Origin of the sequence: Spirabiliibacterium mucosae, assembly GCF_014884965.1 — a bacterium.
Taxonomy (GTDB): Bacteria; Pseudomonadota; Gammaproteobacteria; order Enterobacterales; family Pasteurellaceae; genus Spirabiliibacterium; species Spirabiliibacterium mucosae.
This window is the reverse complement of the sequence record NZ_JABTBO010000001.1, coordinates 31,242-57,752: the sequence shown is the minus strand read 5'-3', so window position 1 is coordinate 57,752 and position 26,511 is coordinate 31,242. Positions and strand designations below refer to the sequence as shown.

General features: G+C 52.1%; 32 protein-coding genes and 4 tRNA genes. 31 read left to right on the top strand and 5 right to left on the bottom strand.

The window, feature by feature from the left end:
• Positions 1–55: 55 nt before the first annotated feature.
• The 3 genes from HPC37_RS00335 to HPC37_RS00325 all read left to right on the top strand — a co-directional run bounded on the left by HPC37_RS00335 (position 56) and on the right by HPC37_RS00325 (position 4,293).
• Positions 56–1,315: an NRAMP family divalent metal transporter gene (locus HPC37_RS00335; protein WP_235961207.1), complete on the top strand. Its 1,260-nt coding sequence runs from the start codon at positions 56–58 to the stop codon at positions 1,313–1,315.
• A gap of 81 nt (positions 1,316–1,396) precedes the next feature.
• On the top strand, positions 1,397–2,653 hold the full coding sequence (locus tag HPC37_RS00330; protein ID WP_208121264.1) for an NRAMP family divalent metal transporter: 1,257 nt from the start codon (positions 1,397–1,399) through the stop codon (positions 2,651–2,653).
• A gap of 374 nt (positions 2,654–3,027) precedes the next feature.
• Positions 3,028–4,293 (top strand): Nramp family divalent metal transporter, encoded by a 1,266-nt coding sequence (locus tag HPC37_RS00325; protein WP_208121263.1) that lies wholly within the window; start codon positions 3,028–3,030, stop codon positions 4,291–4,293.
• A 42-nt stretch (positions 4,294–4,335) separates the two neighbouring features.
• Here HPC37_RS00325 and HPC37_RS00320 read toward each other — a convergent pair whose 3' ends face one another.
• On the bottom strand, positions 4,336–5,097 hold the full coding sequence (locus HPC37_RS00320) for a DUF4198 domain-containing protein (protein WP_208121262.1): 762 nt from the start codon (positions 5,095–5,097) through the stop codon (positions 4,336–4,338).
• Between the two features lie 197 nt (positions 5,098–5,294).
• On the opposite strand from HPC37_RS00320, the gene HPC37_RS00315 reads away from it, so the two are divergent.
• Together HPC37_RS00315 and HPC37_RS00310 are read left to right on the top strand one after the other, a co-directional pair.
• Positions 5,295–6,236 carry an alpha/beta fold hydrolase gene (locus HPC37_RS00315; RefSeq protein ID WP_208121261.1) on the top strand — a complete coding sequence of 314 codons (942 nt, stop codon included), beginning with the start codon at positions 5,295–5,297 and terminating at the stop codon, positions 6,234–6,236.
• A gap of 3 nt (positions 6,237–6,239) precedes the next feature.
• Entirely contained in the window at positions 6,240–6,587 is a 348-nt protein-coding gene (locus HPC37_RS00310; protein ID WP_208121260.1) for a hypothetical protein, read from the top strand.
• A gap of 45 nt (positions 6,588–6,632) precedes the next feature.
• Here HPC37_RS00310 and hemN read toward each other — a convergent pair whose 3' ends face one another.
• From hemN to yihI, 3 genes are read right to left on the bottom strand one after another with little or no spacing between them, the layout of a single operon-like run.
• Positions 6,633–8,000: an oxygen-independent coproporphyrinogen III oxidase gene (gene hemN / locus HPC37_RS00305; RefSeq protein WP_208121259.1), complete on the bottom strand. Its 1,368-nt coding sequence runs from the start codon at positions 7,998–8,000 to the stop codon at positions 6,633–6,635.
• Complete coding sequence (locus HPC37_RS00300) at positions 7,993–8,445, bottom strand: DUF2489 domain-containing protein (RefSeq protein WP_208121258.1); 453 nt, start codon at positions 8,443–8,445, stop codon at positions 7,993–7,995. Before HPC37_RS00300 ends, hemN begins: the two co-directional genes overlap by 8 nt.
• A gap of 2 nt (positions 8,446–8,447) precedes the next feature.
• Positions 8,448–8,999 (bottom strand): Der GTPase-activating protein YihI, encoded by a 552-nt coding sequence (gene yihI, locus HPC37_RS00295; protein ID WP_208121257.1) that lies wholly within the window; start codon positions 8,997–8,999, stop codon positions 8,448–8,450.
• 180 nt (positions 9,000–9,179) lie between these two features.
• Between yihI and radC the strand changes: the two genes are divergently transcribed.
• The 8 genes from radC to HPC37_RS00255 all read left to right on the top strand — a co-directional run bounded on the left by radC (position 9,180) and on the right by HPC37_RS00255 (position 13,655).
• Positions 9,180–9,848, top strand: coding sequence for a RadC family protein (gene radC, locus HPC37_RS00290; protein ID WP_208121256.1), 669 nt, complete (start codon positions 9,180–9,182; stop codon positions 9,846–9,848).
• 172 nt (positions 9,849–10,020) lie between these two features.
• On the top strand, positions 10,021–10,257 hold the full coding sequence (gene rpmB, locus HPC37_RS00285) for a 50S ribosomal protein L28 (RefSeq protein WP_208121100.1): 237 nt from the start codon (positions 10,021–10,023) through the stop codon (positions 10,255–10,257).
• Between the two features lie 11 nt (positions 10,258–10,268).
• A complete protein-coding gene (gene rpmG / locus HPC37_RS00280) occupies positions 10,269–10,439 on the top strand; it encodes a 50S ribosomal protein L33 (protein WP_065234024.1) in 171 nt (56 codons plus the stop codon).
• Between the two features lie 143 nt (positions 10,440–10,582).
• Positions 10,583–10,834 carry an FAD assembly factor SdhE gene (locus tag HPC37_RS00275; RefSeq protein WP_208121255.1) on the top strand — a complete coding sequence of 84 codons (252 nt, stop codon included), beginning with the start codon at positions 10,583–10,585 and terminating at the stop codon, positions 10,832–10,834.
• Between the two features lie 103 nt (positions 10,835–10,937).
• Complete coding sequence (rpoE, locus tag HPC37_RS00270; RefSeq protein WP_208121097.1) at positions 10,938–11,519, top strand: RNA polymerase sigma factor RpoE; 582 nt, start codon at positions 10,938–10,940, stop codon at positions 11,517–11,519.
• 34 nt (positions 11,520–11,553) lie between these two features.
• Entirely contained in the window at positions 11,554–12,126 is a 573-nt protein-coding gene (locus tag HPC37_RS00265; RefSeq protein ID WP_208121254.1) for a sigma-E factor negative regulatory protein, read from the top strand.
• A gap of 60 nt (positions 12,127–12,186) precedes the next feature.
• Positions 12,187–13,185 (top strand): MucB/RseB C-terminal domain-containing protein, encoded by a 999-nt coding sequence (locus HPC37_RS00260; protein ID WP_208121253.1) that lies wholly within the window; start codon positions 12,187–12,189, stop codon positions 13,183–13,185.
• Positions 13,185–13,655: a SoxR reducing system RseC family protein gene (locus tag HPC37_RS00255; protein WP_208121252.1), complete on the top strand. Its 471-nt coding sequence runs from the start codon at positions 13,185–13,187 to the stop codon at positions 13,653–13,655. Before HPC37_RS00260 ends, HPC37_RS00255 begins: the two co-directional genes overlap by 1 nt.
• On the opposite strand, the gene greB is transcribed toward HPC37_RS00255, so the two are convergent.
• On the bottom strand, positions 13,627–14,106 hold the full coding sequence (gene greB, locus HPC37_RS00250; RefSeq protein ID WP_208121251.1) for a transcription elongation factor GreB: 480 nt from the start codon (positions 14,104–14,106) through the stop codon (positions 13,627–13,629). The genes HPC37_RS00255 and greB overlap by 29 nt on opposite strands.
• 96 nt (positions 14,107–14,202) lie before the next feature.
• Between greB and ftsB the strand changes: the two genes are divergently transcribed.
• The 18 genes from ftsB (at position 14,203) to HPC37_RS00160 (ending at position 26,488) form a co-directional block, all read left to right on the top strand.
• Positions 14,203–14,487: a cell division protein FtsB gene (gene ftsB, locus HPC37_RS00245; RefSeq protein ID WP_208121250.1), complete on the top strand. Its 285-nt coding sequence runs from the start codon at positions 14,203–14,205 to the stop codon at positions 14,485–14,487.
• A complete protein-coding gene (gene ispD / locus HPC37_RS00240) occupies positions 14,487–15,167 on the top strand; it encodes a 2-C-methyl-D-erythritol 4-phosphate cytidylyltransferase (RefSeq protein WP_208121359.1) in 681 nt (226 codons plus the stop codon). The genes ftsB and ispD overlap by 1 nt, the downstream gene beginning before the upstream one ends.
• Before the next feature lie 2 nt (positions 15,168–15,169).
• Positions 15,170–15,643 carry a 2-C-methyl-D-erythritol 2,4-cyclodiphosphate synthase gene (gene ispF / locus HPC37_RS00235; RefSeq protein WP_208121358.1) on the top strand — a complete coding sequence of 158 codons (474 nt, stop codon included), beginning with the start codon at positions 15,170–15,172 and terminating at the stop codon, positions 15,641–15,643.
• Positions 15,640–16,662, top strand: a complete 1,023-nt coding sequence (truD, locus tag HPC37_RS00230) for a tRNA pseudouridine(13) synthase TruD (RefSeq protein ID WP_208121249.1) — start codon at positions 15,640–15,642, stop codon at positions 16,660–16,662. The genes ispF and truD overlap by 4 nt, the downstream gene beginning before the upstream one ends.
• Positions 16,662–17,402: a 5'/3'-nucleotidase SurE gene (gene surE, locus HPC37_RS00225; RefSeq protein WP_208121248.1), complete on the top strand. Its 741-nt coding sequence runs from the start codon at positions 16,662–16,664 to the stop codon at positions 17,400–17,402. The genes truD and surE overlap by 1 nt, the downstream gene beginning before the upstream one ends.
• Positions 17,402–18,034 carry a protein-L-isoaspartate(D-aspartate) O-methyltransferase gene (locus tag HPC37_RS00220; protein ID WP_235961205.1) on the top strand — a complete coding sequence of 211 codons (633 nt, stop codon included), beginning with the start codon at positions 17,402–17,404 and terminating at the stop codon, positions 18,032–18,034. Before surE ends, HPC37_RS00220 begins: the two co-directional genes overlap by 1 nt.
• Positions 18,031–18,609, top strand: coding sequence for a VTT domain-containing protein (locus HPC37_RS00215; RefSeq protein WP_208121246.1), 579 nt, complete (start codon positions 18,031–18,033; stop codon positions 18,607–18,609). The genes HPC37_RS00220 and HPC37_RS00215 overlap by 4 nt, the downstream gene beginning before the upstream one ends.
• An 18-nt stretch (positions 18,610–18,627) precedes the next feature.
• Positions 18,628–19,911, top strand: coding sequence for a murein hydrolase activator NlpD (gene nlpD, locus HPC37_RS00210; protein ID WP_208121245.1), 1,284 nt, complete (start codon positions 18,628–18,630; stop codon positions 19,909–19,911).
• A 49-nt stretch (positions 19,912–19,960) separates the two neighbouring features.
• On the top strand, positions 19,961–20,491 hold the full coding sequence (locus HPC37_RS00205) for a gluconokinase (protein ID WP_208121244.1): 531 nt from the start codon (positions 19,961–19,963) through the stop codon (positions 20,489–20,491).
• Between the two features lie 91 nt (positions 20,492–20,582).
• Positions 20,583–21,230 (top strand): bifunctional 4-hydroxy-2-oxoglutarate aldolase/2-dehydro-3-deoxy-phosphogluconate aldolase, encoded by a 648-nt coding sequence (locus HPC37_RS00200; protein ID WP_208121243.1) that lies wholly within the window; start codon positions 20,583–20,585, stop codon positions 21,228–21,230.
• Positions 21,231–21,362: 132 nt separating this feature from the next.
• The gene (locus HPC37_RS00195) at positions 21,363–22,886 is read left to right on the top strand and encodes a YifB family Mg chelatase-like AAA ATPase (RefSeq protein ID WP_208121242.1); all 1,524 of its coding nucleotides are present in this window, start codon (positions 21,363–21,365) and stop codon (positions 22,884–22,886) included.
• 135 nt (positions 22,887–23,021) lie between these two features.
• Positions 23,022–23,097, top strand: a tRNA-Thr gene (locus HPC37_RS00190).
• A 15-nt stretch (positions 23,098–23,112) separates the two neighbouring features.
• Positions 23,113–23,197, top strand: a tRNA-Tyr gene (locus HPC37_RS00185).
• A 43-nt stretch (positions 23,198–23,240) separates the two neighbouring features.
• Positions 23,241–23,315, top strand: a tRNA-Gly gene (locus tag HPC37_RS00180).
• 2 nt (positions 23,316–23,317) lie between these two features.
• Positions 23,318–23,393: transfer RNA gene (locus tag HPC37_RS00175), tRNA-Thr, on the top strand.
• Positions 23,394–23,499: 106 nt separating this feature from the next.
• Positions 23,500–24,684 carry an elongation factor Tu gene (gene tuf / locus HPC37_RS00170; RefSeq protein WP_208121241.1) on the top strand — a complete coding sequence of 395 codons (1,185 nt, stop codon included), beginning with the start codon at positions 23,500–23,502 and terminating at the stop codon, positions 24,682–24,684.
• Between the two features lie 267 nt (positions 24,685–24,951).
• Complete coding sequence (locus tag HPC37_RS00165) at positions 24,952–25,929, top strand: TRAP transporter substrate-binding protein (RefSeq protein WP_208121240.1); 978 nt, start codon at positions 24,952–24,954, stop codon at positions 25,927–25,929.
• A 49-nt stretch (positions 25,930–25,978) separates the two neighbouring features.
• The gene (locus HPC37_RS00160; RefSeq protein ID WP_208121239.1) at positions 25,979–26,488 is read left to right on the top strand and encodes a TRAP transporter small permease; all 510 of its coding nucleotides are present in this window, start codon (positions 25,979–25,981) and stop codon (positions 26,486–26,488) included.
• Positions 26,489–26,511 lie beyond the last annotated feature (23 nt).

The window sequence follows — 26,511 nt, the reverse complement described above, 5'->3', positions numbered from 1 at the left end:
CTGCCTCACGCGGCACATAATAACGTATAAATAATAATCATCTCTAGGATAACGTATGCAACCATCACTCTCTGTCGATTCACAGCCCACGCCATGGCGTGAGCGGCTGCGTAAATTTGGCCCGGGCATTTTGATGGCCTCGGCCGCCATTGGGGGCTCACACTTGATTGCCTCCACCCAAGCTGGCGCGATTTATGGCTGGCAACTGGCGCTGATTATTGTGCTGGTGAACATTTTTAAATACCCGTTCTTCCGCTTTGGCACGCAATACACCCTACAAACGGGCGACACCTTGCTGGTGGGCTATATGCAAAAAGGCAAAGCCTACATTTGGGCCTTTTTGCTGACCAATTTGGTGATGAGCGTGATCAACATCGCCGCCATTTCGCTGTTGTGCGCGGTGATCATGGGCTTTATGCTGCCTTTCGCCCTGGATGTGCCTGTGCTGACCGTCACCTTGATGCTGGTGAGCACCTTGATTTTGGTGTTTGGCAAATACCGCCTGCTTGATAGCGTGTCTAAAGTGATTATGCTCACTCTCACGCTCGCCACTGTGATTGCGGTGGTGATCGCCTTTGGCCGTGGCGCGGTGGCGCCAACCGATTACATCGGCCCAAGCCCGTGGAACATGGGTGCGCTCGGCTTTATCGTTGCCTTGATGGGCTGGATGCCGGCACCGATGGACATCACCGTGTGCAACTCCATGTGGGTGGCCGCCAAGCGCCGGCTAACCAAGGTGTCCTACAAAGAGGGCATTTTGGATTTCAACGTGGGCTATTTGACCACTGCACTTTTAGCGCTGGTGTTTCTCGCCCTTGGTGCCTTGGTGCAATATGGCGCGGGCGAAACAGTGCAAATCGCCGGTGTTCAATACGTCGGCCAGCTGATTAATATGTATGTTTCCACCATCGGCGAATGGGCGCGCTGGTTGATTGCCTTCATCGCCTTTGTGTGCATTTTCGGCACCACACTGGCGGTGATGGACGGCTACTCGCGCTGCTCGCTTGAGAGCATCCGCGTGATTTTGCGCAAAAAAGAAAGTCGCCCGACTTATGTCAATTTGATGATTATCTTCAACGTTATCGCTGCGTTGATTCTCATCTTCTTTTTCAAAAACGCCCTCGGCCCGATGCTGAAATTCGCCATGATCATGTCGTTTGTCTTCGCGCCGGTTTATGCGTGGCTCAACTTCAGCCTGGTGCGCAGCGGTGAGCATCGCGTCAGCGGCTGGCTGTATTGGCTCTCGATTGCAGGGCTCATTTATCTCATCGGCTTTGCGCTGTTGTTTGTGGCGCAGCAATTTGGCGTGATTTAACGCCAGTGAGTGCGCTCACCCACAGCGCACGTGTGTATTTTCACTTGCAGGTAAGCCTGCAAGATAGCTTAAGGAGCAGTTATGCAACCATTCACACAAAACATGCCATCAACGTGGCACACTAAACTGCGCGCCCTCGGCCCTGGCATTTTGATGGCCTCGGCCGCCATTGGGGGCTCGCACTTAATCGCCTCCACCCAAGCTGGTGCCATCTATGGCTGGCAGCTGGCGCTGATTATCGTGCTGGCGAATTTATTTAAATACCCGTTCTTCCGCTTTGGCGCGCAATACACCTTGGATAAAGGTGAAACCTTGCTCGACGGCTATATGAAAAAGGGCAAAGGGTACATCTGGGCGTTTTTGATCACCAATCTGATCATGAGCGTGGTCAATATCGCTGCGGTGGCGCTGCTGTGTGCGGTGATCACCAGTTTTATTTTGCCGTTCCATGTTGATGTGCCAGTGCTCACCGTCAGCGTGGTGATTGTCAGCACCGTGATTTTGGTGATGGGTAAATATCGCCTGCTTGACGGCGTGTCCAAGCTCATCATGCTAACACTCACTATTGCCACCGTGATTGCTGTGGCGATTGCCTTTAGCCGCGGTGCGGTGGCACCTGCCGATTACATCGGCCCAAGCCCGTGGAACATGGGCGCGCTGGGCTTTATCGTGGCGTTGATGGGCTGGATGCCAGCGCCGATGGAAATCACCATTTTCAACTCCATGTGGGTGGTGGCGAAATCGCGCCTCTCGCCGGTGTCTTACCGCGACGGGATTTTTGATTTTAACGTGGGCTACATCACCACCGCACTTTTAGCGCTGGTGTTCCTCGCCCTCGGTGCCTTGGTGCAATTTGGCGCGGGTGAAACAGTGCAAATCGCAGGCATGAAATACGTCGGCCAGCTGATTGATATGTATGTTTCCACCATCGGCGAATGGGCGCGTTACCTCATCGCATTTATCGCCTTTGTGTGCATTTTCGGCACCACCTTGGCGGTAATCGACGGCTACTCACGCGCCACGCTCGAGTGCTTGCGCATCATGCTGCACAAAAAGCACAGCCGACCAAGTTTTGTGAATTTGTCGATTATCCTCAACGTGGCCGCCGGCCTTGTGATGATCTTCTTCTTCAAAAACGCCCTCGGCCCAATGCTGAAATTTGCCATGATCATGTCGTTTGTCTTTGCGCCTGTTTACGCTTGGCTCAACTTCAGCCTCGTGCGTGGCGGCGAGCACCGCGTCACCGGCTGGCTCTACTGGCTGTCGATCGTCGGCCTCATCTATCTTGTCGGCTTCGCGCTGTTGTTCATCGCGCAACAACTTGGCGTGTTTGCTTAAATGATAAAAGTGCGGTTTTTGTGACCGCACTTTGATTTTTCACTTTTTTATTTTCCTCTGCTTGCGTCACCTTCTTGGCGAACATCTCGCTAGCGCATCATCATAAAACATCACAAAAATGCGGCTTTTGGTCAAAATATAGCATTTTATTCTATTAAAGCGCGGTCTAACTGTTGTGATTTTGTTAAAATTTGTTTGCTAGTTTATTGAATATTAAATAAAATCAAAATTAAGCCGCTCCCTACATTAGTGGCTGTTTGATTTATGAAATTTTATTTTCTGCACGATTTCTAGATAAAAATGTTATTTTACGACGAGTTAGGCAAGCCCAATGTGCACCTTCGTGGCTTGCCTGTGTAAACTAAGGAGCCATTATGCAACATGCCACACCGACACCAGAGAACGATACGTCAAACTGGAATTCTAAATTACGCGCGTTAGGCCCGGGCATCTTGATGGCCTCTGCCGCGGTGGGCGGCTCGCACCTTATCGCCTCCACCCAGTCAGGCGCCATCTACGGCTGGCAGCTGGCGCTGATTATTGTGTTGGCCAATTTATTTAAATACCCGTTCTTCCGCTTTGGTGCGCAATACACCCTAGACACCGGCAACACCTTGCTTGAAGGCTACCGCCAAAAAGGCAAATTTTATTTGTGGATGTTCACCATCATGAATTTGTTCGCAACCGTGGTGAACACCGCTGCGGTGGGCTTGTTGTGTGCGGTGATTTTAACCTTTGTGCTGCCATTTAGCGTGCCGCTGCCACTGCTGAGCTTGGTGGTGTTGCTCTTAAGCCTAGCGATTTTATTATTCGGGAAATACCGCATTTTAGATGGCATCTCGAAGGTGATTATGATTGCTTTGACGGTCTGCACCGTGATTGCTGTGGTCATCGCCTTTAGCCGCGGTGCGGTGGCCGCGCCCGATTACATCGGCCCAACACCGTGGAATATGGGCGCGCTGGCGTTTATCGTGGCCTTGATGGGCTGGATGCCTGCACCGATTGAAATCTCGGCCGTCAATTCAATGTGGGTGGTGGCCAAGCGCCGCTTGAATAAATTCTCCTACAAAGACGGCTTGTTTGACTTCAACGTCGGCTACATCGGCACCGCGATTTTGGCGTTGGTCTTCTTAGCCCTCGGTGCGCTGGTGCAATACGGCTCTGGCGTTGAGGTGGAAAAAGTCGGCGGCAAATACATCGCCCAGCTGATTAATATGTATGCCTACACCATCGGCGATTGGTCGCGCTGGTTGATTGCGTTTATCGCCTTTGCGTGTATGTTCGGCACCACCATCACCGTGATCGACGGCTACACCCGCACCAGCGTGGAGAGCATCCGCTTGTTGTTAAACAAAAAACACACCCGCCAAAGTGTGCTCAACGTTGCTTTGGCCTTGACCACCATTTCAGGCTTGGTGGTGCTGTTTTTCTTCAACAACGCCTTAGGCCCAATGCTGAAATTCGCGATGATCGCCTCATTCGTGTTGACGCCATTGTTCGCGTTCTTGAACTTGTTATTAGTGATGAAAGGTGAGCACCGCGTGCGTGGCGGCTTGTTTGTCCTCTCTGTGGTGGGGCTTGTCTACCTCACCGGCTTCGCGCTGTTGTTTATCGCGCAACAGTTAGGCTTGTTTGGCTAAGCGGTTTAAAAAGCAAAGTGCGGTCATTTGACCGCACTTTTTTTATTTCACATCAAAGGTGAGGGTGGTTTCCACCATGTCGATATCGCAGTGTTTTTCGTCTTGGAATTTCTCTTCCACTTCAGCTGTTAAATACCAACGCCCCGCCACGGTCGGTTTGAATAAAAACTCGCCGTCTTGATTGGTTTTGGCGTAAAACGCGTGCATGTCATCGCTATTTTTGTGAAAGCCTTGGTAGGCGCCCAAAATCACCACATCGGCAAGCGGCTGGCCGTCTTTGGTGAGTTTGAATTGTGACACCACGTCTTTATTAATCCGGCTTGGCAGCGTGATTGGCGTGATTTCAACGCCTTTGCCGAGTGCGTGGGTGGCGAATTTGCCGTCATCATCAATGCGGACAATACTTTTCCCGCGCATGGCGGCGCGTTCACATAGCTGCGCATCCGGGAAATCGTGGCGAGTTTTATTCATCTCCCATTTGCCGTCGGCTTTTTTGGTCCAAAATGTTGGCTTGTAATCCACACTTAAAATATAAGTGCCCTTGGCCAGCGCTTTGTCGCTTACAAAATGGTAGTTTTCCCCTTGCTGGGTGAGGGGCTGGGTGCCGCTTTCGCTGGTGAGCACAGGTGTTTCAAACAAACTCACGCGTTTTTCGGCGATGGTTTCAGGCTCGCCAAAGTGATGCCCGTAATTGATGTCCGCTTGGAATTGCTTGGCGTCATTCTCGCCATAAATCCAAACCGAGTGGGCGTGCGCGCCAAGGCTGGCAAGCATTAGGCAGGCAAGTGTTGTGACTTTTTTCATAGTAAGTTCCTCATGTCTGTCGTTAAGAGGCATCACTATAAATGATACTTATTTGCATCACAACGCACTTTAACTAACTTTATCTATCGCCATTTTGTGGCGAAAATTTGCGCATATTGCACCGCGTCACGGGGATGGCCATTGCATTTCAGGCAAAAAAATTCCATTATGACAACGAACCCATCGCAAGGACCCCTATGCAGCATCGAGAACCGTACTTTGCCCATTTTGTGCTCAATACGTTGAGCCGTTTTATTGCTGACTTTCCGATTGCCTTTTTGCAAGGCCAGCAAGGCTGCACCATTGCTTATCGCTTTTTCCGCCACCGCCACAGCCGCGAGCGGCGCTTGATTGTGCTGGTCAGCGGGCGGGGCGGCAATATGCTCAAATGGAGCGAGGTGGCCTATGATTTTTATCACGCCGGCTTTGATGTGATGCTGTTTGACCACCGCGGGCAGGGCTACTCTGGCCGGCTTTTGCGCGCGCAGGAAAAGGGCTACGTTGACCATTTTCACTACTATCTCGATGATTTAGACGCGGTGATCCACCAAATTGACGATTTAGCGGATTATCACACCAAGGTGCTGTTTGGCCACTCATTAGGCGGGTTGATTGCAACCCATTATCTCGCGCGCTACCCCCACAGTTTTGACAAATTGGTGCTCAGCGCGCCGCTTTTTGGCCTGCCGCTTAAGCGTGGCGTGGTGGACCGCGTGCTGGTGAATTTGGCGGTGCTGCTCGGCCAAGGCCAGCGCTACATCCCTGGCAAAACCGACTATCGCCCTGTGGATATTCACAACAACGATCTCAGCGCGTGCAAAACGCGCATGAAATGGGTCAATCGCCTTTCTCGCCGCTTCCCGAAACTGACGATCGGCGGGCCGACCTTTGGCTGGGTGCACCAGTGCTTGAATTTTATGCAACGCCTGCCTGCGGCGGCAAAAAAACTCGACCTGCCAGTTTTGATTATTCAAGCGCAAAAGGATACGATTGTCTGCAATCAGGTGATTGCAAACTGTGCGGCGCTGTTTAAAAATGCGCAGTGCACATCCATTGCCCATGCCAAGCATGAATTATTATTCGAGCGTGACCACATTCGTCATGCGGTGTTAACCACAATTTTTGACTTTTTACGTTAACTTATGCAAAACACAACGCCCACTTCGAACACCACGATGGACATTTTAGGCATCAACCAGCTGCAATTGGTGCTGGCGGAAAAGCGCACCGTGCTGGCTTCGATGCGCATTGGCATTTCGATGCTGGCGCTGCCGCTAGCAATTTTCAGTGCCTTGATTGCCACCTCAAAATATTACGAAATCGAGCACGTGTGGTTGGTGCTGAGTTTGATCAGCACGATTAACATCATTTTGATTGTGGTGGCCTGCTATTTGATTGTGCATGCGCTGATTCGCGTGCGCCATTATGATGTGATGATTGAAAACCTTAAGCGTGAGCACGCCAGCCTACAACCCTTGATTGAAAACTAAACCGCACTTTAGGCAAAGTGCGGTCGAGCTAAAGTGCGGTCACATTTAAATAATGCGTGAGAACTGCTGACGCTTGGCCAGCTGGCGTGAGTAGGTGTCGAAACACAAGCAAATATTGCGAATTAACAGTCGCCCCTTGGCGCTGACCTCAATACTGTGATCGGTGATGGTCAGCAGGCCATCTTCCGCCAGTGGTGCCAGCAGCTCCAGATCTTGGGCGAAATGCTGTTTGAAATCAATGCCATATTGCTGCTCAAACGGCGCGAAATCCAAGCGGAAGTTGCAAATCAGCGCTTTGATCACATCGCGGCGCAGGCAGTCTTCCTCACTCATCACAAAGCCCTTGGCCAGCGCCGTGCCGTGCGCTTCCACCGCGGTGTAGTACTCTTTCAGCACTTTTTCATTTTGCGCGTAGTGATCGCCTAGTAGCGAAATCGCCGACACGCCCAGGCCGAGCAAATCCGCCTCTTCTTGCGTGGTGTAGCCTTGGAAGTTGCGGTGCAGCACCCCGTTGCGCTGAGCAATCGCCAGTTCATCGTCGGGCTTGGCAAAGTGGTCCATGCCAATGAACTGATAGCCTGCGCCGGTGAGCGTTTCAATCGTGTTTTGCAAAATGGTCAGCTTGCTTGCCGCCGGTGGCAGGTTTTGCTCTTTGATTTTGGCCTGGCCTGCAAAACGTGCGGGCAGGTGGGCGTAGTTGAACACACTCATGCGGTCGGGGTTGAGCTCGCTGACGCGCTTGAGCGTTTGCATAAAGCTCTCCACCGTTTGGAACGGCAAGCCGTAAATCAAATCAATATTGGTTGAGTGAAAGCCGAGCTGGCGCGCTTTTTGCATCAAGGCGAAGATAAAATCTTCATCTTGAATGCGGTTAATCGCCGCCTGCACGTCTTTGTTGAAATCTTGAATCCCCATCGACAGGCGATTGAAGCCGATTTTGCGCAAGTGATCGAGCATTGAGAGCTCAATTTCGCGCGGGTCCATCTCGATGGAAATTTCCGCGTCATCGGCCACCGTGAAGTTGTCGGTCAGCATCGCCATCAAGCGCGCGGATTGCGCCTCGCTGAGGTAAGTTGGCGTGCCGCCACCCCAGTGAATTTGCGTCACTGTGCGTTGTTTAAACAGCGGCGCGCGGTGGAGAATCTCTTTTTCAACGTAATCAAGGTAGATATCCGCCTTGTGTTGATGGCGGGTGATCACCTTGTTGCAGGCGCAAAAATAGCACAATTTGTGACAAAACGGGATGTGGACATAAAGCGACAGCGGGCGGTCGGGGTAGCGCTCGGCGGCGCGCAGGAAATCCTGCTCGCTGTAGTGTTCGTTAAACTCAAGTGCGGTTGGGTATGAGGTGTAGCGCGGGCCTGATTGGTTATATTTTTGAATCAGCTTGAGGTCCCAGACGATCTCAGACATAAAGTTTCCTGTGTTGTAAATCCTGTAACAATTGGCGGGCATCGTCCAAAATGGCCGCTTGCAGCTCGGCCTCTTTGGCCTCGCGCGTGAGGTCATAGCGCATGCGCTCGTTACGTTTCAGCGCGCGGCGCTCGTCTAAAATCGGCATCGCTTTCACCGTGTCATACAGCGCGAACATCGCCGGGTAGTCACGCAGCGCCATGCCGCCTATGTTCGCTAGCAGGCCGTTGATGCGAATCACCCCTTCTGAGAGGTTGCACTCATCGCGCAGCATGGCGTTGGCGATAATCTCAATGCTCTCTTTGGCGTAGTCAAATTGGCGCAGTTTCACCGCATTGATGCGCTGCTTTTGCTTATTGACCGCCAGCATCAAGCTGCCCGCCCAGCCGGCCAGCCCCACCACAATGACAATCCCCACAAAAAGTAAAATTTGAATGGTGCTCATAATTATCTAAATTGGTTGATGTCCACTTGCGAAAAGCGTTTTAACAAATCGTCTTCGTCGTCTTCATCTTCATCAAGGCCGAGGGTTTGCATCAGCTCATCAATGCGCGCCAGGCACTCGTCAACAAAGGCTTGATCTTCCGCACTGAGCGTTTTGCCCGCATCGAGTTGGTCGAGCAGCGCGTTTAGGCACTCGTTATTCTCAAGTGCGGTCAGCTCCGCCATCGGGTCAGCTTTGGCGGGTTTTTCCGCTTTTATAGGGGCGATGGTTTGGCCTTTTTCAGGCTTGTTAACAAACTCCACCATCAGCGGGATTTTCTTGCGGCTGCCCACGCGCGGGTCGCGCGCAACCGCACTTTGGTTTTTATCATTGTGTTGGCTGGCGCTGTGGCGGTTGCCAGAGGGCAGGCCTTTGCGTTTTTTCTTGCGTTTTTCTTCGCGCGCTTTGGCATCAAGCTCATAGCGGCTTGAGCGGCGCGGCTGGCCGGCCGGTTTGTCGGCCTTGCGCGCGGGCATAATGTCGCTGATTTTGCGCGTTTTTTTCTGACGACTCATGGTTTCTCCGTCGTGATTAAAAAATTGATCGCACATTGTAGCATCTTCACGCCGCGCGCACAGCATAAATTCGCCAAAATGAGGTAATTTTACGAGCGCGATCGTAACAAGCGCCAAAACGGCTGGCAATGGCGGCAAAAATCGCGCAAAGTGCGGTTATTTGTATCAAACAAGGACGCTATGGACGGATTATTACCCCGCGAAAAATTATTAAAGTGCGGTGCCAGCGCGTTAAGCGACGACGAGTTACTCGCTATTTTCCTGCGCACGGGGATCAAAGGCTGCTCGGTGATGACGCTCTCCAAAGCGGTGCTGGCGGAATTTGGCTCGCTGCGCTATTTGCTCAGCGCCGATGAAAAAGCCTTTTGCGCGGTCAAAGGCCTTGGCATCACGCAATTTGTGCAACTGCAAGCCAGCATTGAGATGACCAAGCGCTACTTGGGGCAGCAATTGCAAGCCAAGCCGAGCTTTGACTCGCCTGAGCTGGCGCGCACTTATTTACAAAGCCTGCTGGAGGGCAGGCAGCGCGAGGTGTTTGTGGTGCTGTTTTTAGACAACCAACACCGCTTATTGCGCCATGAAGAGATGTTTCTCGGCAGCATCAACAGCACCGCCGTCCACCCACGGGAGATTGTCAAAACCGCACTTTCACTTAATGCCGCGGCGATCATTTTGGCGCACAATCACCCCTCGGGCGTGGCGCGCGCCAGCCAAGCCGACCGCGCGATCACTGAAAAGATCGAACGCGCCTGTGCGTTAATTGAGGTGCGGGTTTTGGATCATTTCATCATCGGCCACGGCTGTTATTTGGCCTTTTCAGAACAAGGCTGGCTCAACCCAGCGCCGTAAAAGTGGTGTAGATTTGCAAAAATCCGCATTGGGGCTTGAGAAAGCGAAAAAAAATGGGTATAATCCCCCACCTTTAATATCGTTGCGGGTCGGGTCATGTGCCTGACGAGGTAACCTGATGGGATCCGAACCGCTTAGCGTAAACTTAATTAAGTTTTTTGGAGAATGAACAATGTCTAGAGTCTGTCAAGTAACAGGCAAGCGTCCGGTCGTTGGTAACAACCGCTCGCACGCAATGAACGCGACCAAACGTCGCTTCTTACCAAACCTGCACACTCACCGTTTTTGGGTGGAAAGTGAAAAACGTTTCGTATCTTTGCGCGTGTCTGCCAAAGGTATGCGTATTATTGATAAAAAAGGCATCGATGCAGTGTTAGCTGATCTTCGTGCTAAAGGCGAGAAAATCTAAGGAGCTAAATCATGGCAGCAAAAGGTGCTCGTGAAAAAATCAAACTGGTTTCAACTGCTGAAACTGGCCATTTTTACACTACAACCAAAAACAAACGTAACATGCCAGAAAAAATGGAGATCAAAAAATACGATCCCGTTGTGCGCAAACACGTTATCTATAAAGAAGCCAAAATCAAATAATTCGCTTTTGGCGTAAAAAAGGTGAGCAGTGCTCGCCTTTTTTTGTGGGCGGCTGACCGCACTTTTGTATCCTGTGACTTGAAACACACTTAATTGGCCTTATTTATGCTATTATCGGCCAACATTGCTAAAAAGGTGAGTTTATGGCGCAGTACAATAAATTGAAATTAGCCTGGGAGTGCCGCCGTGGCATGCTGGAGCTGGATTATATGATTATGCCGTTTTATCAAGAACGGTTTGACAGCTTAAGCGAGGCGCAACAGGCGAATTTTGTGGCCTTTTTAGGCTACACGGACCCTCAACTCTTCCGCTGGCTGATGAACCAAGAAGCCGCTCCCACTGAGGCACTGCGCGAAATTGTGCAGCTGATTCAGCAACATTTGGCCTCGAAATAAAATTTTTTTGAACTTTTGAGAAAAACTACGCTCTAATGTTTTAAGACGACCTACTGTCAGAGCATGGAATGTTAGCGTAAAACGTGAAGGAGATTCGCTCACGATGGGTGAACAACTAACAGATCAAGCCCTGGTAGAAAAGGCTCAGCATGGTGATAAAAAAGCATTTAATTTGCTTGTTGCGCGCCACCAAAACAAGATTGCCGGTCTGTTAACGCGTTATGTTTCTGCCAATGACATTCCTGATGTGGTGCAAGAAACATTTATTAAAGCCTATCGCTCGTTGCATTTGTTTCGTGGAGATAGTGCGTTTTATACCTGGCTTTATCGCATTGCCGTGAACACCGCGAAGAACTATATCACGGCGCAAGGCCGCCGCCCACCGGGGGATGATATCCAAGCCGATGATGCGGAGGGCTATGAAACAGGTGACGGGTTACGCAACATTGATACACCGGAGAATTTGGTGCTATCGTCAGAGTTAAAAGATGTGATTTTTGAAACGATAGCCGCGCTACCAGAAGAGCTAAAAACAGCGATTACGTTGCGCGAATTAGAGGAACTGAGTTACGAAGAGATTGCTGAAATTATGGAATGCCCCGTTGGAACAGTGCGCTCACGCATCTTCCGCGCGCGGGAAATCATCAACAGCAAAATCGCCCCTTTAATGAGCAACGAACATTAACGACGACATAAGTCATAAAGCGGAGTAGATCAAAATGCAAAAAGAGTTACTTTCAGCCTATCTAGACGGCGAACATCAAGACAATCAAGCCCTTGATGCGCTTTGTCAGGATGAAGAGCTCCAGCAAACTTGGCAACATTACCATCTCGTGCGTGCCGTGATGCGCAACGAATCCGAGGTGCTATTAGGCGGTGATTTTACCCAAAAAATGGCGATGTTGATTGAATCAGAAGCCACCATTGAGTGCGATCAACCCACCCCGCATGAGGTTGAATCTCATCCGTTTGCGCAAACGCTCAAAAAATGGTTTGCCCCACTCACCCAAGTGGCGGTGGCTGCCAGCGTCTGCCTAGTGGCGGTGTTTGGCGTGCAAACGTATATGCAAAACGGCCAAGAGAGCAACTTTGCGCAAACACCGGTGTTGCAAACCTTGCCGTTTACCAACAACTTGCAGCAAGTGAGCTACAACGCGCCGAGCAAAGATTTGCCAACGCAAGATCAGCTTGAGCAACAAAGCAAGCGCATCAATTTGATGCTGCAAAACCACGAGCTGCAACGCCGTGTGAATGGCCCCGCTTTAGAGCATGTGTCTAACCACAATGACTAAAATGCTGATGACGGATTTCACCACCTTTGGGTGGTGAATTTATTTGCATTGGATGTATCAATGAAGCACAATTCTTATCTGCTCGCCCTGTGCCTGGCGGCAACCGCACTTTATCCTTCAACCCTGCTGGCAGACGACGCCCCGCGTGAGGCCGTGGCGGCGGAGCAAACCCAGCGCAGTAGCCTAGATGCGTTAGCGCAAATGACCGCCGCGTGGCGCAACAGCGACTTTGACATCACCTTTGTGAAGCTGATGCCAAATGAGGTTAATAGCTATCAGTACCGCCACCTTTACCACAACGGCAAGCACTACGCCCAGCTGTTTTCGCTTGATGGTGCGCGCCAAGAAATTATTCAGCGCGACGACATCGTCAGCTATTTTGGCTCGAATTATCAACCCTTTAGCCTTAAAGCCAATGCGATTATCGACGATTTGCCAAGTGCGGTCTATGCCGATTTTGACAAGCTCAAAGCCCATTACGACTTTATCGATGCGGGCAAAACGCGCATTGCCAACCGCATTGCGCAGGTGGTGCGGATTTTGCCGAAAGATGATTTTCGCTACCAATATGTGTTGTGGATTGACTCCGCCAGCCACTTGCTGATGCGCAGCGATATGCTCGATCGCAACGGCAATTTGCTTGAGCAGTTCCGCGTGACCTCGCTCACCCAAGGCGACACTCTTAAAGGGCTGATTGCCCCGATTGAGCAGCTCCATTTGCCGCCGGTGATCGCCTTAGAGGGCGATGCGCCCGCGCAAGACCCAAACTGGCACCTCAGCTGGCTGCCACCTGGCTTTGAGCTGCGCAAGCATGACAAATACCAAACCGACATCGGCGAGCTCGAAAGCCTGCTGTTTAGCGACGGCTTGTTCTCGTTTAGTTTGTACCTCAACCCCAATATCAGCGACAATTTGGGCGAGCACGCCTGGCAGCAGGAGAACAACACAATCTACACCTTGAGTGAAAATCACCACGAAATCACCCTGATTGGTGAAATCCCGCTGATTACCGCCAAGCAAATTGTCAAAGACATCACCTTCAGCAAGAGTGCCAAATAATGCTCATTGAGGTGGCGGAAGTGGTCAGCGTGCGCGACGGCATCGCCAAAGTGCGGTGTGAAACCAAGCAAAGTTGCGGTGGCTGTGCCGCCAAAGCCAGCTGCGGCGCGCATGCCCTGTCTGAGCTGGGTGGCGAGGGGCAAGATCATCTGTTGCTGAGTGTCGTGGTCAGCCCCGAGGTCCAAGCCGGCCAGCGCATTGAAATTGGCCTGCAAGAGCGCTCGATGATCTTGACCGCACTTTTACTTTATATCGCCCCACTGGCCGCCTTGGTGCTCAGCGCTGTGGCCAGTGCCCAGTGGCTGGAGGCTGAATGGTTGCAGGCCTTGGTGATCGCCAGTTGCACCGCGCTGAGTTTTGTCCTCATTCGCCCCATCAGCGCGAAATTGGCGGCGAGAAAGCACTTTCAACCGCACTTTATCCGCGTGCTCGGCAAGCCGATCACGTTGTCTGATACCAAATTTTATTGATATACCACACCCGCTTACCGCTGGGCATTTGCACGCAAATGTCGTCGTCCACCTGCTTGCCAATCAGCGCGCGCGCTACAGGTGAGTCGATCGAAATCCAGTTTTTTTGCGGGTCAAATTCATCACAGCCGACAATGCGATAGGCTTGCTTCTCGCCTTGCTCGTCTTCTAATTCCACCCACGCACCGAAAAACACCTTGCCCTCTTGTTTGGGGTGATAATCAACAATTTGCAGCACCTCCAAACGCTTGGTGAGAAAGCGCACGCGGCGGTCAATTTCCCGCAGGCGGCGCTTGCCGTAGATGTATTCCGCGTTTTCACTGCGATCGCCCAGTGCGGCGGCATCCGAGACCGCTTGAGTCACCTTCGGGCGCTCGTCACGCCAGAGAAATTTCAGCTCTTGGTCGAGCGCCTGCCAGCCAGGGCGGGTGATATAATTCGATTTAGCCATAGGATTCCTTAAAAATTGCGTCAAGATCGCCTTTGTCATTCCACATTCGCGCCATTTCAAGGTAAACTATACCAAATTGACACTCAAGGACAGACTATGCGCGTTCTCATTCTTATTTTAATCGCCCTGGTGGCATTGTTTCAATACAGTTTCTGGTTTGGCAAAAATGGCTATGTGCAACACAGCGCCGTGGAGCAAGAGATCGCCGCGCGCGAGCAAGAAAACGAACAATTGACCCAACGCAACCAGCTGATTATGGCCGAGATTAAAGACCTCAAAGAGGGCGTTGAGGCCATTGAAGAGCGCGCCCGCCTTGAGCATGACATGGTCAAGCCCAACGAGGTGTTTTACCGCTTAGTCAAATCCGACGAGTATCAATGATGCGCCGCCGTATTGCCGCCATTGTGCCCGCTGCGGGCGTGGGCAGCCGCATGGGCGCGCGTATCCCAAAACAGTATTTGACCCTGGCGGGCAAAACCGTGCTTGAGCACACGTTGAGCCGGCTGGCGCAGCATCCCGCCATTGGCGAGATTGTGCTGGCGGTGGCTGAAGACGACCACTGGATTGACGCCCTCAAACCGCACTTTGATGCAAAAGTGCGGTTGGTGACAGGCGGGGCGAGCCGCGCGCAGTCGGTTTATAACGCGCTGTGCACGCTGGAGGATGATACTTGGGCGCTGGTGCATGACGGCGCGCGCGCCTGTGTGCAGTTAAGTGACATTGATCAACTGCTGGCTGCTGATGCACCGCACGGGGCGATTTTAGCCTGCCCGGTGACAGACACGCTCAAGCTGGCCGACCGCGAAGGTGACATCAGCGAGACAGTCGACCGCACGTTGCTGTGGCAGGCGATGACACCGCAGCTCTTTCCGGTCAGTTTGCTGCGTGAGGGCTATGCCCGCGCTTTTGGCGAGCACGTTGAGCTGACCGATGATGCCAGCGCGATGGAGCTGCTTGGCTACAAACCGCACTTGGTCGAAGGCCGGCGGGATAATATTAAGATCACGCGCCCTGAAGATTTGGCGCTGGCAGAATTTTATTTACAACGGAGAGAGATGTGACAATACGAATTGGGCACGGCTTTGACGTGCACGCCTTTGGCGGCGAGGGGCCGGTGATTATCGGCGGCGTGGCCGTGCCGTTTGACAAGGGCTTGCTGGCGCACTCTGACGGCGATGTGGCCTTGCACGCGCTTACCGACGCGCTCTTGGGCGCAGCGGCACTGGGCGATATCGGCAAATTATTCCCTGATACCGACATGGCGTACAAAAACGCTGACAGCAAAGTGCTGCTCGCCGAGGCGTATGCTAAAGTGCGGTCTTGCGGCTGGGTGGTGGGCAATGTCGATGTGACCATCATCGCTCAATTGCCAAAAATGCGCCCACACATTGATGCCATGCGCCAAGCCATCGCCAACGTACTGGCGTGTGATGTGGCGCAGGTGAACGTCAAGGCCACCACCACCGAAAAACTCGGCTTTACCGGCCGTGGTGAAGGCATCGCCTGCGAGGCGGTGGCGCTGTTGGTGGCACAATGATGCTGGCGTATCTTTACGGCGAACCGCGCCAACACGCACGGCTCAAGGCCGAGCCGCAGGATTTTATTGTCCAAGAAGTGCTCGGTTATGATATGGCGGGTGAGGGCGAATTTGTCGCGGTGTATGTGCGCAAAACCGATTGCAACACCTTGTTTGTGGGCGAAAAGCTGGCTAAATTTGCCGGCATCAGCCAGCGCGATTGGAGCTATGCGGGGCTAAAAGACCGCCATGGCGTGACCGAGCAGTGGTTTTGCCTGCATTTGCCAGGCAAGCCAACACCGGATTTCAGCACCTTTGCGCTCGATGGCGTGGAGATTTTACAGGTCACACGGCACAATCGGAAAATTCGCATCGGCAGCTTGCAAGGCAACCGTTTTGCCATTTTGTTGCGCGGTGCCAAAGCCGATGACGACTTGCTCGCGCGGCTTGAAAACGTGCAAAAGTGCGGTTTTGCCAACTATTTCACCGAGCAGCGCTTTGGCCGCGAGGGCAATAACTTAACCCAAGCTGAACGCTGGGCGAAAGGCGAAATTTCAGTGCGCGATCGCAAAAAGCGCAGTTTTTACCTCTCGGCGGCGCGCAGTGAGCTGTTCAACCAAGTGGTCAGCGCGCGCATTGACCGTGGCTTGGCGGGCAGCGTTTTGCGTGGCGATGCGGTGCAACTGGCCGGCTCGCACAGTTGGTTTATCGCCCACGAAGACGATTTGGCCGCCACCCAGCAGCGTTTAGACGCGCAAGATGTGCAACTCACCGCACCGATGATGGGCGAGCAAGGCGCGCTGAGTGAAGACGCCGCACTGGCCTTTGAGCAAGGCGTGCTGGCCGAGCGCAGCGCCTTGTGCCAATTGCTTAGCCAAGCACGGCTGAAAAGTGATCGCCGCGCGCTGCGCGTGGAACCACGCGATCTGCAATACCACTTTGATGCCCAGGGCCTGCATTTGAGTTTCACGCTGCCGGCGGGCAGTTATGCCACCGCGCTGGTGCGCGAATTAGTCCACCTTGAAGATGAAGGGATGTAATGCGAATTTTATTAAGTAATGATGATGGGATCCACGCCCAAGGCATTCAAGTGATGGCGCACGCCTTGCGCCAATTTGCCGAGGTGATTGTGGTCGCCCCCGATCGCAACCGCAGCGCGGCGTCAAGCTCGCTGACACTGGTTGAGCCCCTGCGCCCACACAAGCTGACCAACGGCGATTATTGCGTCAATGGCACGCCAGCCGATTGCGTCCATTTGGCGCTCAACGGCTTGCTGCAAGAGCCGATTGATCTGGTCGTCTCGGGCATCAACGCGGGTGCCAACCTCGGCGATGATGTGATTTATTCCGGCACCGTCGCCGCCGCGCTTGAAGGCCGCCATTTAGGCTTGCCGTCGATTGCGGTGTCGCTTGATGGGCGAATCTATTTTGACACCGCCGCCAAAGTGGTGTGCGAGATGATTGAAAAACTCTACCCAAGTTTGCTGGGCAAGCATGAAATCATCAACATTAACGTGCCCGATGTGCCATTTGAGGAACTTAAAGGCAAGCAAGTGACTCATTTGGGTTACCGCCAATGCGCCAGCGAGTTGGTCAAACAAGTTGACCCACGCGGTGAGAGCATCTATTGGGTGGGCGTGAGTGGCCTGCCAGAATACGCCAGCGAAGGCACGGATTTTCACGCGGTGAAAAACGGCTATGTTTCTCTCACCCCAATTCAAACCGACATGACCGCGCATCAGTCTCTCGACAAATTGCGCCAATGGGTGGACGGCGACTGATGTCTCGCTTTTATCAACGCCAGCTGGTGGAAAAACTCTATCAACAAGGCATCCGTGACGAGGCCGTGCTCAGCGCCATGTTTGAGTTGCCGCGCACGCTGTTTGTTGATGAGGTGTTTGCCCAGCGCTGCTTTGATAATCAACCCATTCCGATCGGCGAGGGGCAAACCCTCTCGCAGCCTTATATCGTGGCGAAAATGACCCAGCTTTTAGGCTTGCAACCGCACTTTAAGGTGCTTGAAATTGGCACCGGCAGCGGCTATCAAACCGCACTTTTAGCCAAATTGTGTGCGCAAGTTTACAGCGTGGAGCGCATCAAACGCTTGCAGTGGCAGGCGCTTAGGCGTTTTAAAAAGCTCGATTTGCACAACATCCATCTGCGCCATGCCGATGGCTGGCAAGGCTGGGCCGAGCGCGGGCCGTATGATGCCATTATCGTCACCGCCGCCGCCGAGCAAATGCCCTTTGAGCTGATTATGCAGCTTAAGCAGCACGCCAAAATGGTGCTGCCCGTGGGGCTTGATGGCGACGAGCAAGAGCTGCAGCTGGTCACCCGCATTGGTGAGCAATACCAGCTGCAACGCATTGAAAAAGTGCGGTTTGTGCCGTTAATTAAAGGAGATGTGCAGTGAATATTTTTGGCACATTGTATGACAAAACCATGCAATATTCCCGCCACCACTTGGCCATTTATTGGCTGGCGCTGGTGAGTTTTATTGAAGCGATTTTCTTCCCGATTCCACCGGATGTGATGCTCATCCCAATGGCGATGACCCGCCCACAACGCTGGCTGCGCATGGCGCTGATCACCGCGCTGGCCTCCGTGATGGGCGGCATGGTGGGCTATTATATCGGCTTTGCTGCTTATGACTGGCTGCACCACTACATTGTGCAATTTGGCTATTTGGACAAATTCAACCAAGTGATCGCCTGGTTTGACCAATGGGGCGTGCTGGTGCTGTTTGTGGCCGGCTTCTCGCCGATTCCGTATAAAATTTTCACCCTCGCCAGCGGCGTGATGCAAATGGCGTTTTTACCGTTTGTGGCCACCGCGTTTATCTCGCGTGCAGCACGCTTTTTGCTGGTGGCTAAACTCGCTGCTTGGGGTGGGCCAAAAATTGAGGCGAAACTGCGCCGCTCTATTGAAGTGATCGGTTGGAGCGTGGTAGTCTTAGCTATTGTTGCTTATTTTTTGTTACGAAAATAAATTCTAAAGGATTATCTCATGAAAGTATCAATTGTATTTCCGCTCAGTGCCTTGGCGCTGGCTTTGGCAGGTTGCTCGAGCAATAACCCTGCCCCTGTTGAAAGTGCCGACGGCGCACTCTCCCCTGGGATTATGCAACCGGTTGAAAACACCGGCGCAAGCAATGGCAGCTGGCAGCCAACCTTGCAGCCACAAAGCATGCCTGAGAGCATGAACGTGAGTACAGAAAATATTCAACAAAACGTGCAAAGCGCCATTTCTCAACCAATTGGTGATGTGCAACAAAGTGCGCAAAGTGCGCAAAGTGCGGTCAATCAGGCCAAACTGCAAACCCAAAGTGCGGTGAGCCACGCGCAAACCCAAGCCGCTCACACGCAAAAAACGGTTAGCACCGTGAAAACCCAAGCTAAAGCGGTGTCGCAAGATTTCACCATCCCGCGTGATGCCACCACCAACGCGCCGATTTATAACCAAATCGACAAAGGCTTTTACAAAGGCGATACCTACACCGTGCGCAAAGGCGACACCATGTTCTTGATTGCCTATATTTCAGGCATGGACGTGAAAGAATTAGCCGCCAAAAACAACATGAGCGAGCCTTATAGCCTGAAAGTCGGCCAAGTGCTGAAAATTGGCGAAAGCCACCCAGCCGCCGCACCGGCACCAGCGCCAGCGGCGACACAAAGTGCGGTTGCGCCAGCCCCTGCGCCAGCACCAAAACCAGCGGAGCCGGCGGTGACTTACACCTCAGGCCCGAATAATACCAAATTTGGCTCTGATGGCAGCATCAGCGGCCCAGTTAAAGCCTCCGTCGGCAACCCGGCCATGGCGGGCAACAAAGGCGTGAGCGCCAGCACGGGCGTGGTGGCCTCAGCTGGCAGTGCCGTGGCGGCAAAAGCGAGCGTTACGCCACCGCCGCCGGCAACTTCAAACATCCGCTGGAGCTGGCCGAGCAAAGGGCGCATTTTGCAAGGCTTTTCATCGGCTGATGGCGGCAACAAAGGGATTGATATCGCAGGCTCGCGTGGCCAAGCGGTCAACGCCGCGGCCAGTGGCCGTGTGGTTTATGCCGGCAACGCCTTGCGTGGCTACGGCAACTTGATCATCATCAAACACAACGATGATTATTTGAGTGCCTACGCCCACAATGAAACCATTTTGGTTAAAGACCAGCAACAAGTCAGCGCGGGCCAACAAATTGCCAAAATGGGCAGCTCTGGCACCAACGGCGTGAAGTTGCACTTTGAAATTCGCTACAAAGGCAAATCCGTTGACCCAATGCGTTATTTGCCAGCGCAATAATCATCTCAAAACATCAGCGCTTTGCTGATGTTTTTTTTCAGGAGCGTTTATGCAGGGTTTAGCCATCATTTTAATGGGCGTGTCTGGCACGGGCAAAAGCAGCCTCGGCCAGGCCGCCGCGCGGGATTTACAGCTAAAATTTATCGACGGTGATGACCTTCACCCGAAAGCCAACATTATTAAAATGGCCAGCGGCACGCCGCTTGATGACGCCGACCGTGCACCGTGGCTTGAGCGCATCAACGATGCGGCGTTTTCTTTAGTGGCGAAAGGGGAGGTGGGCATTATTGTCTGCTCGGCGTTGAAGCGCGCCTATCGTGAGCGTATCCGCGCGGGCAACACGGCGCTGCGGTTTGTCTATCTTGAGGGCCGTTTTGATGAAATTGCACAGCGCCTATCCGCCCGCCAAGGGCATTTTATGGGGCAGGCGATGTTGCAAAGCCAGTTTGACGCACTCGAGCCACCAACAGGCGAGGCCGATGTGCTGACGGTGCCGATTACCGGTGATTTTGCCACGGTGCTTACTCGGCTAAAAACCGCACTTGACCCGATTTTGCCAAAAAGTGACAAAAACAAGTGACCTAGATCACAACGCGCAATCATTTTGGCGACAACGCAAAAAAGTTTTGTTATATTTAGAAACAATGTTTCATCTTTAAAAAGGATCAATTATGAGTTGGAAAATTCAACCAAGTGACGTGTTTTCAGCCTCCCCTGTGGTGCCAGTGATGGTGATCAAAGACTTAAAAGACGCCGTACCAATGGCGCAAGCCTTAAGTGCTGGCGGCATCAATGTGTTTGAAATCACCTTGCGCAGCGCAGTGGCGTTAGACGCCATCAAAGCCATCAGCGAGGCCATGCCACAAGCGTTAGTGGGCGCAGGCACTGTGCTCAACGCAGAGCAATACGACAAAGCCGTGGAAGCTGGCGCCAAATTCATCATCTCCCCAGGGGCGAGCGTGAATTTACTCAAACACGCCGCTGCTAGCGACATCCCTATGATGCCAGGCACCGCCACTCCATCTGAAATGATGACCGCACTTGAGCTGGGCTTTGACCACTTGAAATTCTTCCCAGCCGAAGCCAACGGCGGCGCGCCAGTGCTGAAAGCCATCGCGGCACCTTTGCCACAGCTGAGCTTTTGCCCAACTGGCGGCATCAGCCCGAAAAACGTGGCCAACTATTTAGCGCTGAGCTGCGTGAAAACCGTGGGTGGCTCTTGGATGATTCCAAACGACGCCGTGGCCGCCGGCAACTGGGATGAAGTGACCCGCTTAAGCCGCGAAGCGGTGGAGCTGGTCAACCAACTGCGCGGTTAATTCCACACCACTTACGATGCACGCTTGGGCGTGCATTTTTTTTGCCTGATTTGCGATCGTCGTCGTAAAACGCCGTTTGCCTGCTCGCCTTTGACCGCACTTTGACTATCCTTAAGCAAAAAAGGAGGCAACATGTCATTGGCGATTGTTTATAGCCGAGCTTGCATTGGCGTGCAAGCCCCACTGATTACCATTGAAGTTCACATCAGCCGCGGCAAACCTGGGCTCACCCTCGTTGGCCTGCCTGAGGCGGCGGTGAAAGAAGCGCGCGATCGCGTGCGCAGTGCGTTGATTAACGCCAATTTTGAATACCCTGTGGCGCGCATGACCATCAACATGGCGCCGGCGGATTTGCCCAAAGAGGGCGGGCGTTACGATCTCGCCATCGCCCTTGGGATCTTAGCCGCCTCAGGCCAAATCAGCGCGGAGAATCTCTCGCGCTATGAATTTTTAGGCGAGCTGGCGCTAACAGGCGAGTTGCGTGGCACGGCTGGGGTGATCCCCGCTGTGTTGGCGGCGCAAAAAGACCAGCGCGAGTTGGTGATTGCGCGTGAAAACGCCATGCAGGCCAGTTTAATTGGTTCAACCCAAACCCACTTTGCCGAAACGCTATTGCAAGTCGCCAGCTTTGTGCAAGGCCAAGAGGAGCTCGGCGTGGCGCAATTGATGCCGCGCGTTGAAACGCAAGAGAGCAAACCGCACTTGTGCTTAACGGATATCATCGGCCAGCAGCACGCCAAACGCGCGCTCACCATCGCCGCCGCCGGCCAGCATAATTTGCTCTTTTTAGGCCCGCCGGGTACAGGCAAAACCATGCTCGCTAGTCGCTTGACCGCACTTTTGCCTGAAATGTCGGACGAAGAGGCGATTGAAAGCGCCTCGATTGCCAGCCTTATTCAAACGCAAATCAATCGGCGATACTGGCGTGAGCGGCCCTTTCGTACACCGCATCACAGCGCCTCGTTGGCCGCTTTAGTGGGTGGTGGCTCGAACCCGAAACCAGGCGAGATTTCGTTGGCGCACAATGGCGTGTTGTTTTTAGATGAGTTGCCCGAGTTTGAGCGCCGTGTGCTTGACGCCCTGCGTGAGCCGTTGGAATCAGGCGAGATTGTAATTTCGCGCGCCAGTGCCAAAGTGCGGTTTCCCGCTAAGTTTCAGCTGATTGCCGCGATGAACCCAAGCCCGACAGGGCATTACCAAGGCAACCACAACCGCGCCTCGCAACAGCAAGTGATGCGTTATCTCAACCGCTTATCAGGCCCGTTTTTAGATCGCTTTGATCTCTCCATCGAAGTGCCCTTGCTGCCCGCGGGCAGCTTGCAGCGCGGGGGCGATCGTGGCGAGCGCACGGTGGAGGTGCGCGAAAAGGTGCACCGCGTGCGCGAGTTGCAGTTGGCGCGCAATGGCTGTGTCAATGCGCAATTGCAAAGCAAAGCGCTGGAAAAGCACTGCGCGCTGAGCGAAAGCGATGCCGCGTTTTTAGAAAGCGCGCTAATCAAGCTTGGCTTGTCGGTGCGGGCGTATCACCGCATTTTGCGCGTGGCGCGTACCATTGCTGATCTCGAGGGCAGCGCAAGCATTGAGCGGCCTCATTTAAGTGAAGCGTTAGGCTATCGAGCCATGGACCGATTATTGGCGCGCTTAGCGCAGGCGTAAAAAGGCAAAATAGTGATGCAAAGTGCGGTTTTTTGTCTGAAAATTAATCGAACAAAGAGAAAAAACCGCTTTTTTTGCAAAAAACACTTGTCAGCAAAATTATTATGCCTATAATACGCCTCACTTGTTTACGTCGCCGACTTAGCTCAGCAGGTAGAGCAACTGACTTGTAATCAGTAGGTCGCCAGTTCGATTCCGGCAGTCGGCACCATCAAGCAAGTACAGTGGAGGGATTCCCGAGCGGCCAAAGGGAGCAGACTGTAAATCTGCCGGCTCAGCCTTCGAAGGTTCGAATCCTTCTCCCTCCACCATTTTCTATTTCCTAGTTGATGATCGGGGTAGATGAATAAGAACGCGGGCATCGTATAATGGCTATTACCTCAGCCTTCCAAGCTGATGATGCGGGTTCGATTCCCGCTGCCCGCTCCAACGCTGATATAGCTCAGTCGGTAGAGCGCACCCTTGGTAAGGGTGAGGTCGGCAGTTCGAATCTGCCTATCAGCACCACGTCTTTTTATTCTTGCTTTCCCATTCATCTTGCGTGATTACAATCTACATTAGGTTAATGTGGTAGAGAACCATCGATAACCGTGTTTGTTTAGAGGGACTTAAAATGTCTAAAGAAAAATTTGAACGTACAAAACCGCACGTTAACGTGGGAACAATCGGCCACGTTGACCATGGTAAAACAACTTTGACTGCTGCTATCACAACTGTATTGTCTAAAAAATACGGTGGTGCAGCACGTGCATTTGATCAAATCGATAACGCGCCAGAAGAAAAAGCGCGTGGTATCACCATCAACACTTCACACGTTGAATACGATACTCCAACTCGCCACTACGCCCACGTTGACTGCCCAGGACACGCCGACTATGTTAAAAACATGATCACTGGTGCTGCGCAAATGGACGGCGCAATCCTCGTGGTTGCTGCAACTGACGGCCCAATGCCACAAACTCGTGAGCACATCTTGTTAGGCCGCCAAGTAGGCGTTCCTTACATCATCGTGTTCTTGAACAAATGTGACATGGTTGATGACGAAGAATTGTTAGAGTTGGTTGAAATGGAAGTGCGTGAGCTTCTGTCTCAATACGACTTCCCAGGTGACGATTGCCCAATCGTGCGCGGCTCAGCTTTGAAAGCATTGGAAGGCGACGCTGAGTGGGAAGAAAAAATCGTTGAACTGGCAAACCACCTTGACACCTACATCCCAGAACCAGAGCGTGCGGTTGACCAACCATTCTTGTTGCCAATCGAAGACGTATTCTCAATCTCTGGTCGTGGTACTGTGGTAACAGGCCGTGTTGAACGTGGTATCATCCGCACTGGTGACGAAGTTGAAATCGTCGGTATCAAACCAACTGCGAAAACAACCGTAACTGGCGTTGAAATGTTCCGTAAATTGCTTGACGAAGGTCGTGCAGGTGAAAACATCGGTGCCTTGTTGCGTGGTACAAAACGTGAAGAAATCGAACGTGGTCAAGTATTGGCTAAACCAGGTTCAATCACACCACACACTGATTTCGAATCAGAAGTGTACGTATTGTCTAAAGATGAAGGTGGCCGTCACACTCCATTCTTCAAAGGCTACCGTCCACAATTCTACTTCCGTACAACTGACGTAACCGGTACAATCGAGTTACCAGAAGGCGTAGAAATGGTTATGCCAGGCGACAACATCAAAATGACTGTTAGCCTGATCCACCCAATCGCGATGGACCAAGGCTTGCGCTTTGCGATTCGTGAAGGTGGCCGCACAGTCGGCGCTGGCGTTGTAGCCAAAATCATCAAATAATTGATGCTGAATAAAAAGGGCGATTCACTCGCCCTTTTTTGTTGCCTGAAAACCGCACTTTAGGTTTTCTTTGCGCGTGTAATCCACCGCACTTTAGCCTTTCAAATATTTTTCTCTCTAAAATAATACAGTGTTTCAAAAAAACTAGACTCAAGTCACAAAACGGAAAAGTCGCGTTCGGAATCTTTTGAATCTTGCGCATTAAACCCATAGAATCACTGGGGAAAGCAATTTTTGCTCGATTTGACCGATAATTAAGGAGAGTCTATGTTAAAACAAAAATTATTCAAACTGGCTGCGGTGACGGCGGCTATGGGCGCGGCGTTTTCAGCTTATGCCACCACCGAGTTGAAAGTGGCATTCAACCAATCAGACAAACACCCGCAGTTTGAAGCGTTGCAATATTTAAGCGACAATTTATACAAAAAAACCGACGGCCGTTATAAATTAAACGTCTATCCAAATGAGCTGCTCGGTGACCAACGCGCTTCACTGGAATTAGTGCAAAATGGCGCGATTCAAATGGCGGTGGTGGCCAACCCATTGGTTGAAAACTACGACAAAACCTTCGCCGTGTTGGGCTTGCCATACCTTTACAGCAACTCAGCCCACCAAGAAAAAGTCTTCACCTCGGATGTGTTAGATAATTTGTTCAAATCCACCGACAAATTCGGCTTTGAAGTGTTGACAGCCTACACCGCTGGTGCGCGCAGTGTATACACCAAAGCAGCACCGGTGCAAAACATGGACGACATGAAAGGCAAAAAAATCCGCGTGATGCAATCAGATACCATGATCAAAATGCTCGGCTGCATGGGCGGCACTGGCGTGCCAATGAACCAAGGTGAAGTCTACACCGCGATTCAACAAGGGGTACTTGATGGCGCAGAAAATAACGAAATCACCTACGCTGATTTGAAACAATACGAAGTGGCACCGCACTTTTCACGCACGCAGCATTTGATGGTGGCGGATTTAGTGGTGGTGAGCACCAACTTCTTGCAAACCATGTCGGAAGAAGACCAAAAAACCTTGCGTGAGCTGGCCAAAGACAGCACCAAAAAAGAGTTTGAGCTATGGAATGCGCAAATCTCTAAAGCTGAAGCCCTCGCTAAAGAAAAAGGCGCAACGTTTACTGAGGTGGACTCAAGCCAATTCCAACAAAGCTGTAAACCGCTAACCATGGAATTACTGAAAACCCCTGAGCAAAAAGCGTTATATGAGCAAATTGAAAAATTAAAATAATATCGAAATGCGCCGCTGCACTGCGGCGGTGCATTTATAAAGGTATGGTATGCAACAACTCGAACAAAATCGTTTTTTTGACTATCTTGAAAAGGTGAAATTCGCCCTCGATAAACTAGCCGCAGGCCTATGCATTGTGATTGTGGCGGTGATGACGGTGCTGATTACTTATCAAGTGGTGTCGCGTTATATTTTCAACAGCCCAAGTGCGGTCAGCGAAGTGCTCTCGCGCTATCTTTTCATTTGGCTGATTTTGCTGGCGGGTGCCTATGTGTTTGGCCTGCGTGAGCACATGGCGATTGCCTATGTCAAACTCAAATGCAGCCCGAAAATGCAAATTATTTTGGATATGATCTCAGAGCTGGCCACCGCCATTTTTGCCCTGAGCATTATGATTATTGGCGGCTACAGTGCCGCGCTGCGACAAATGTGGCAGCTTGACTCCGCCTTGCAAATCCCCATGGGGGCGATTTATGCAGGCATTCCTATCTCGGGCGCGATGATTGTTTTTATTTTCTCTACAACGAGCTCAAACTCGCGCGCGCTCTGCACCATTTGAAATAAGGAGTCATTATGGATTTA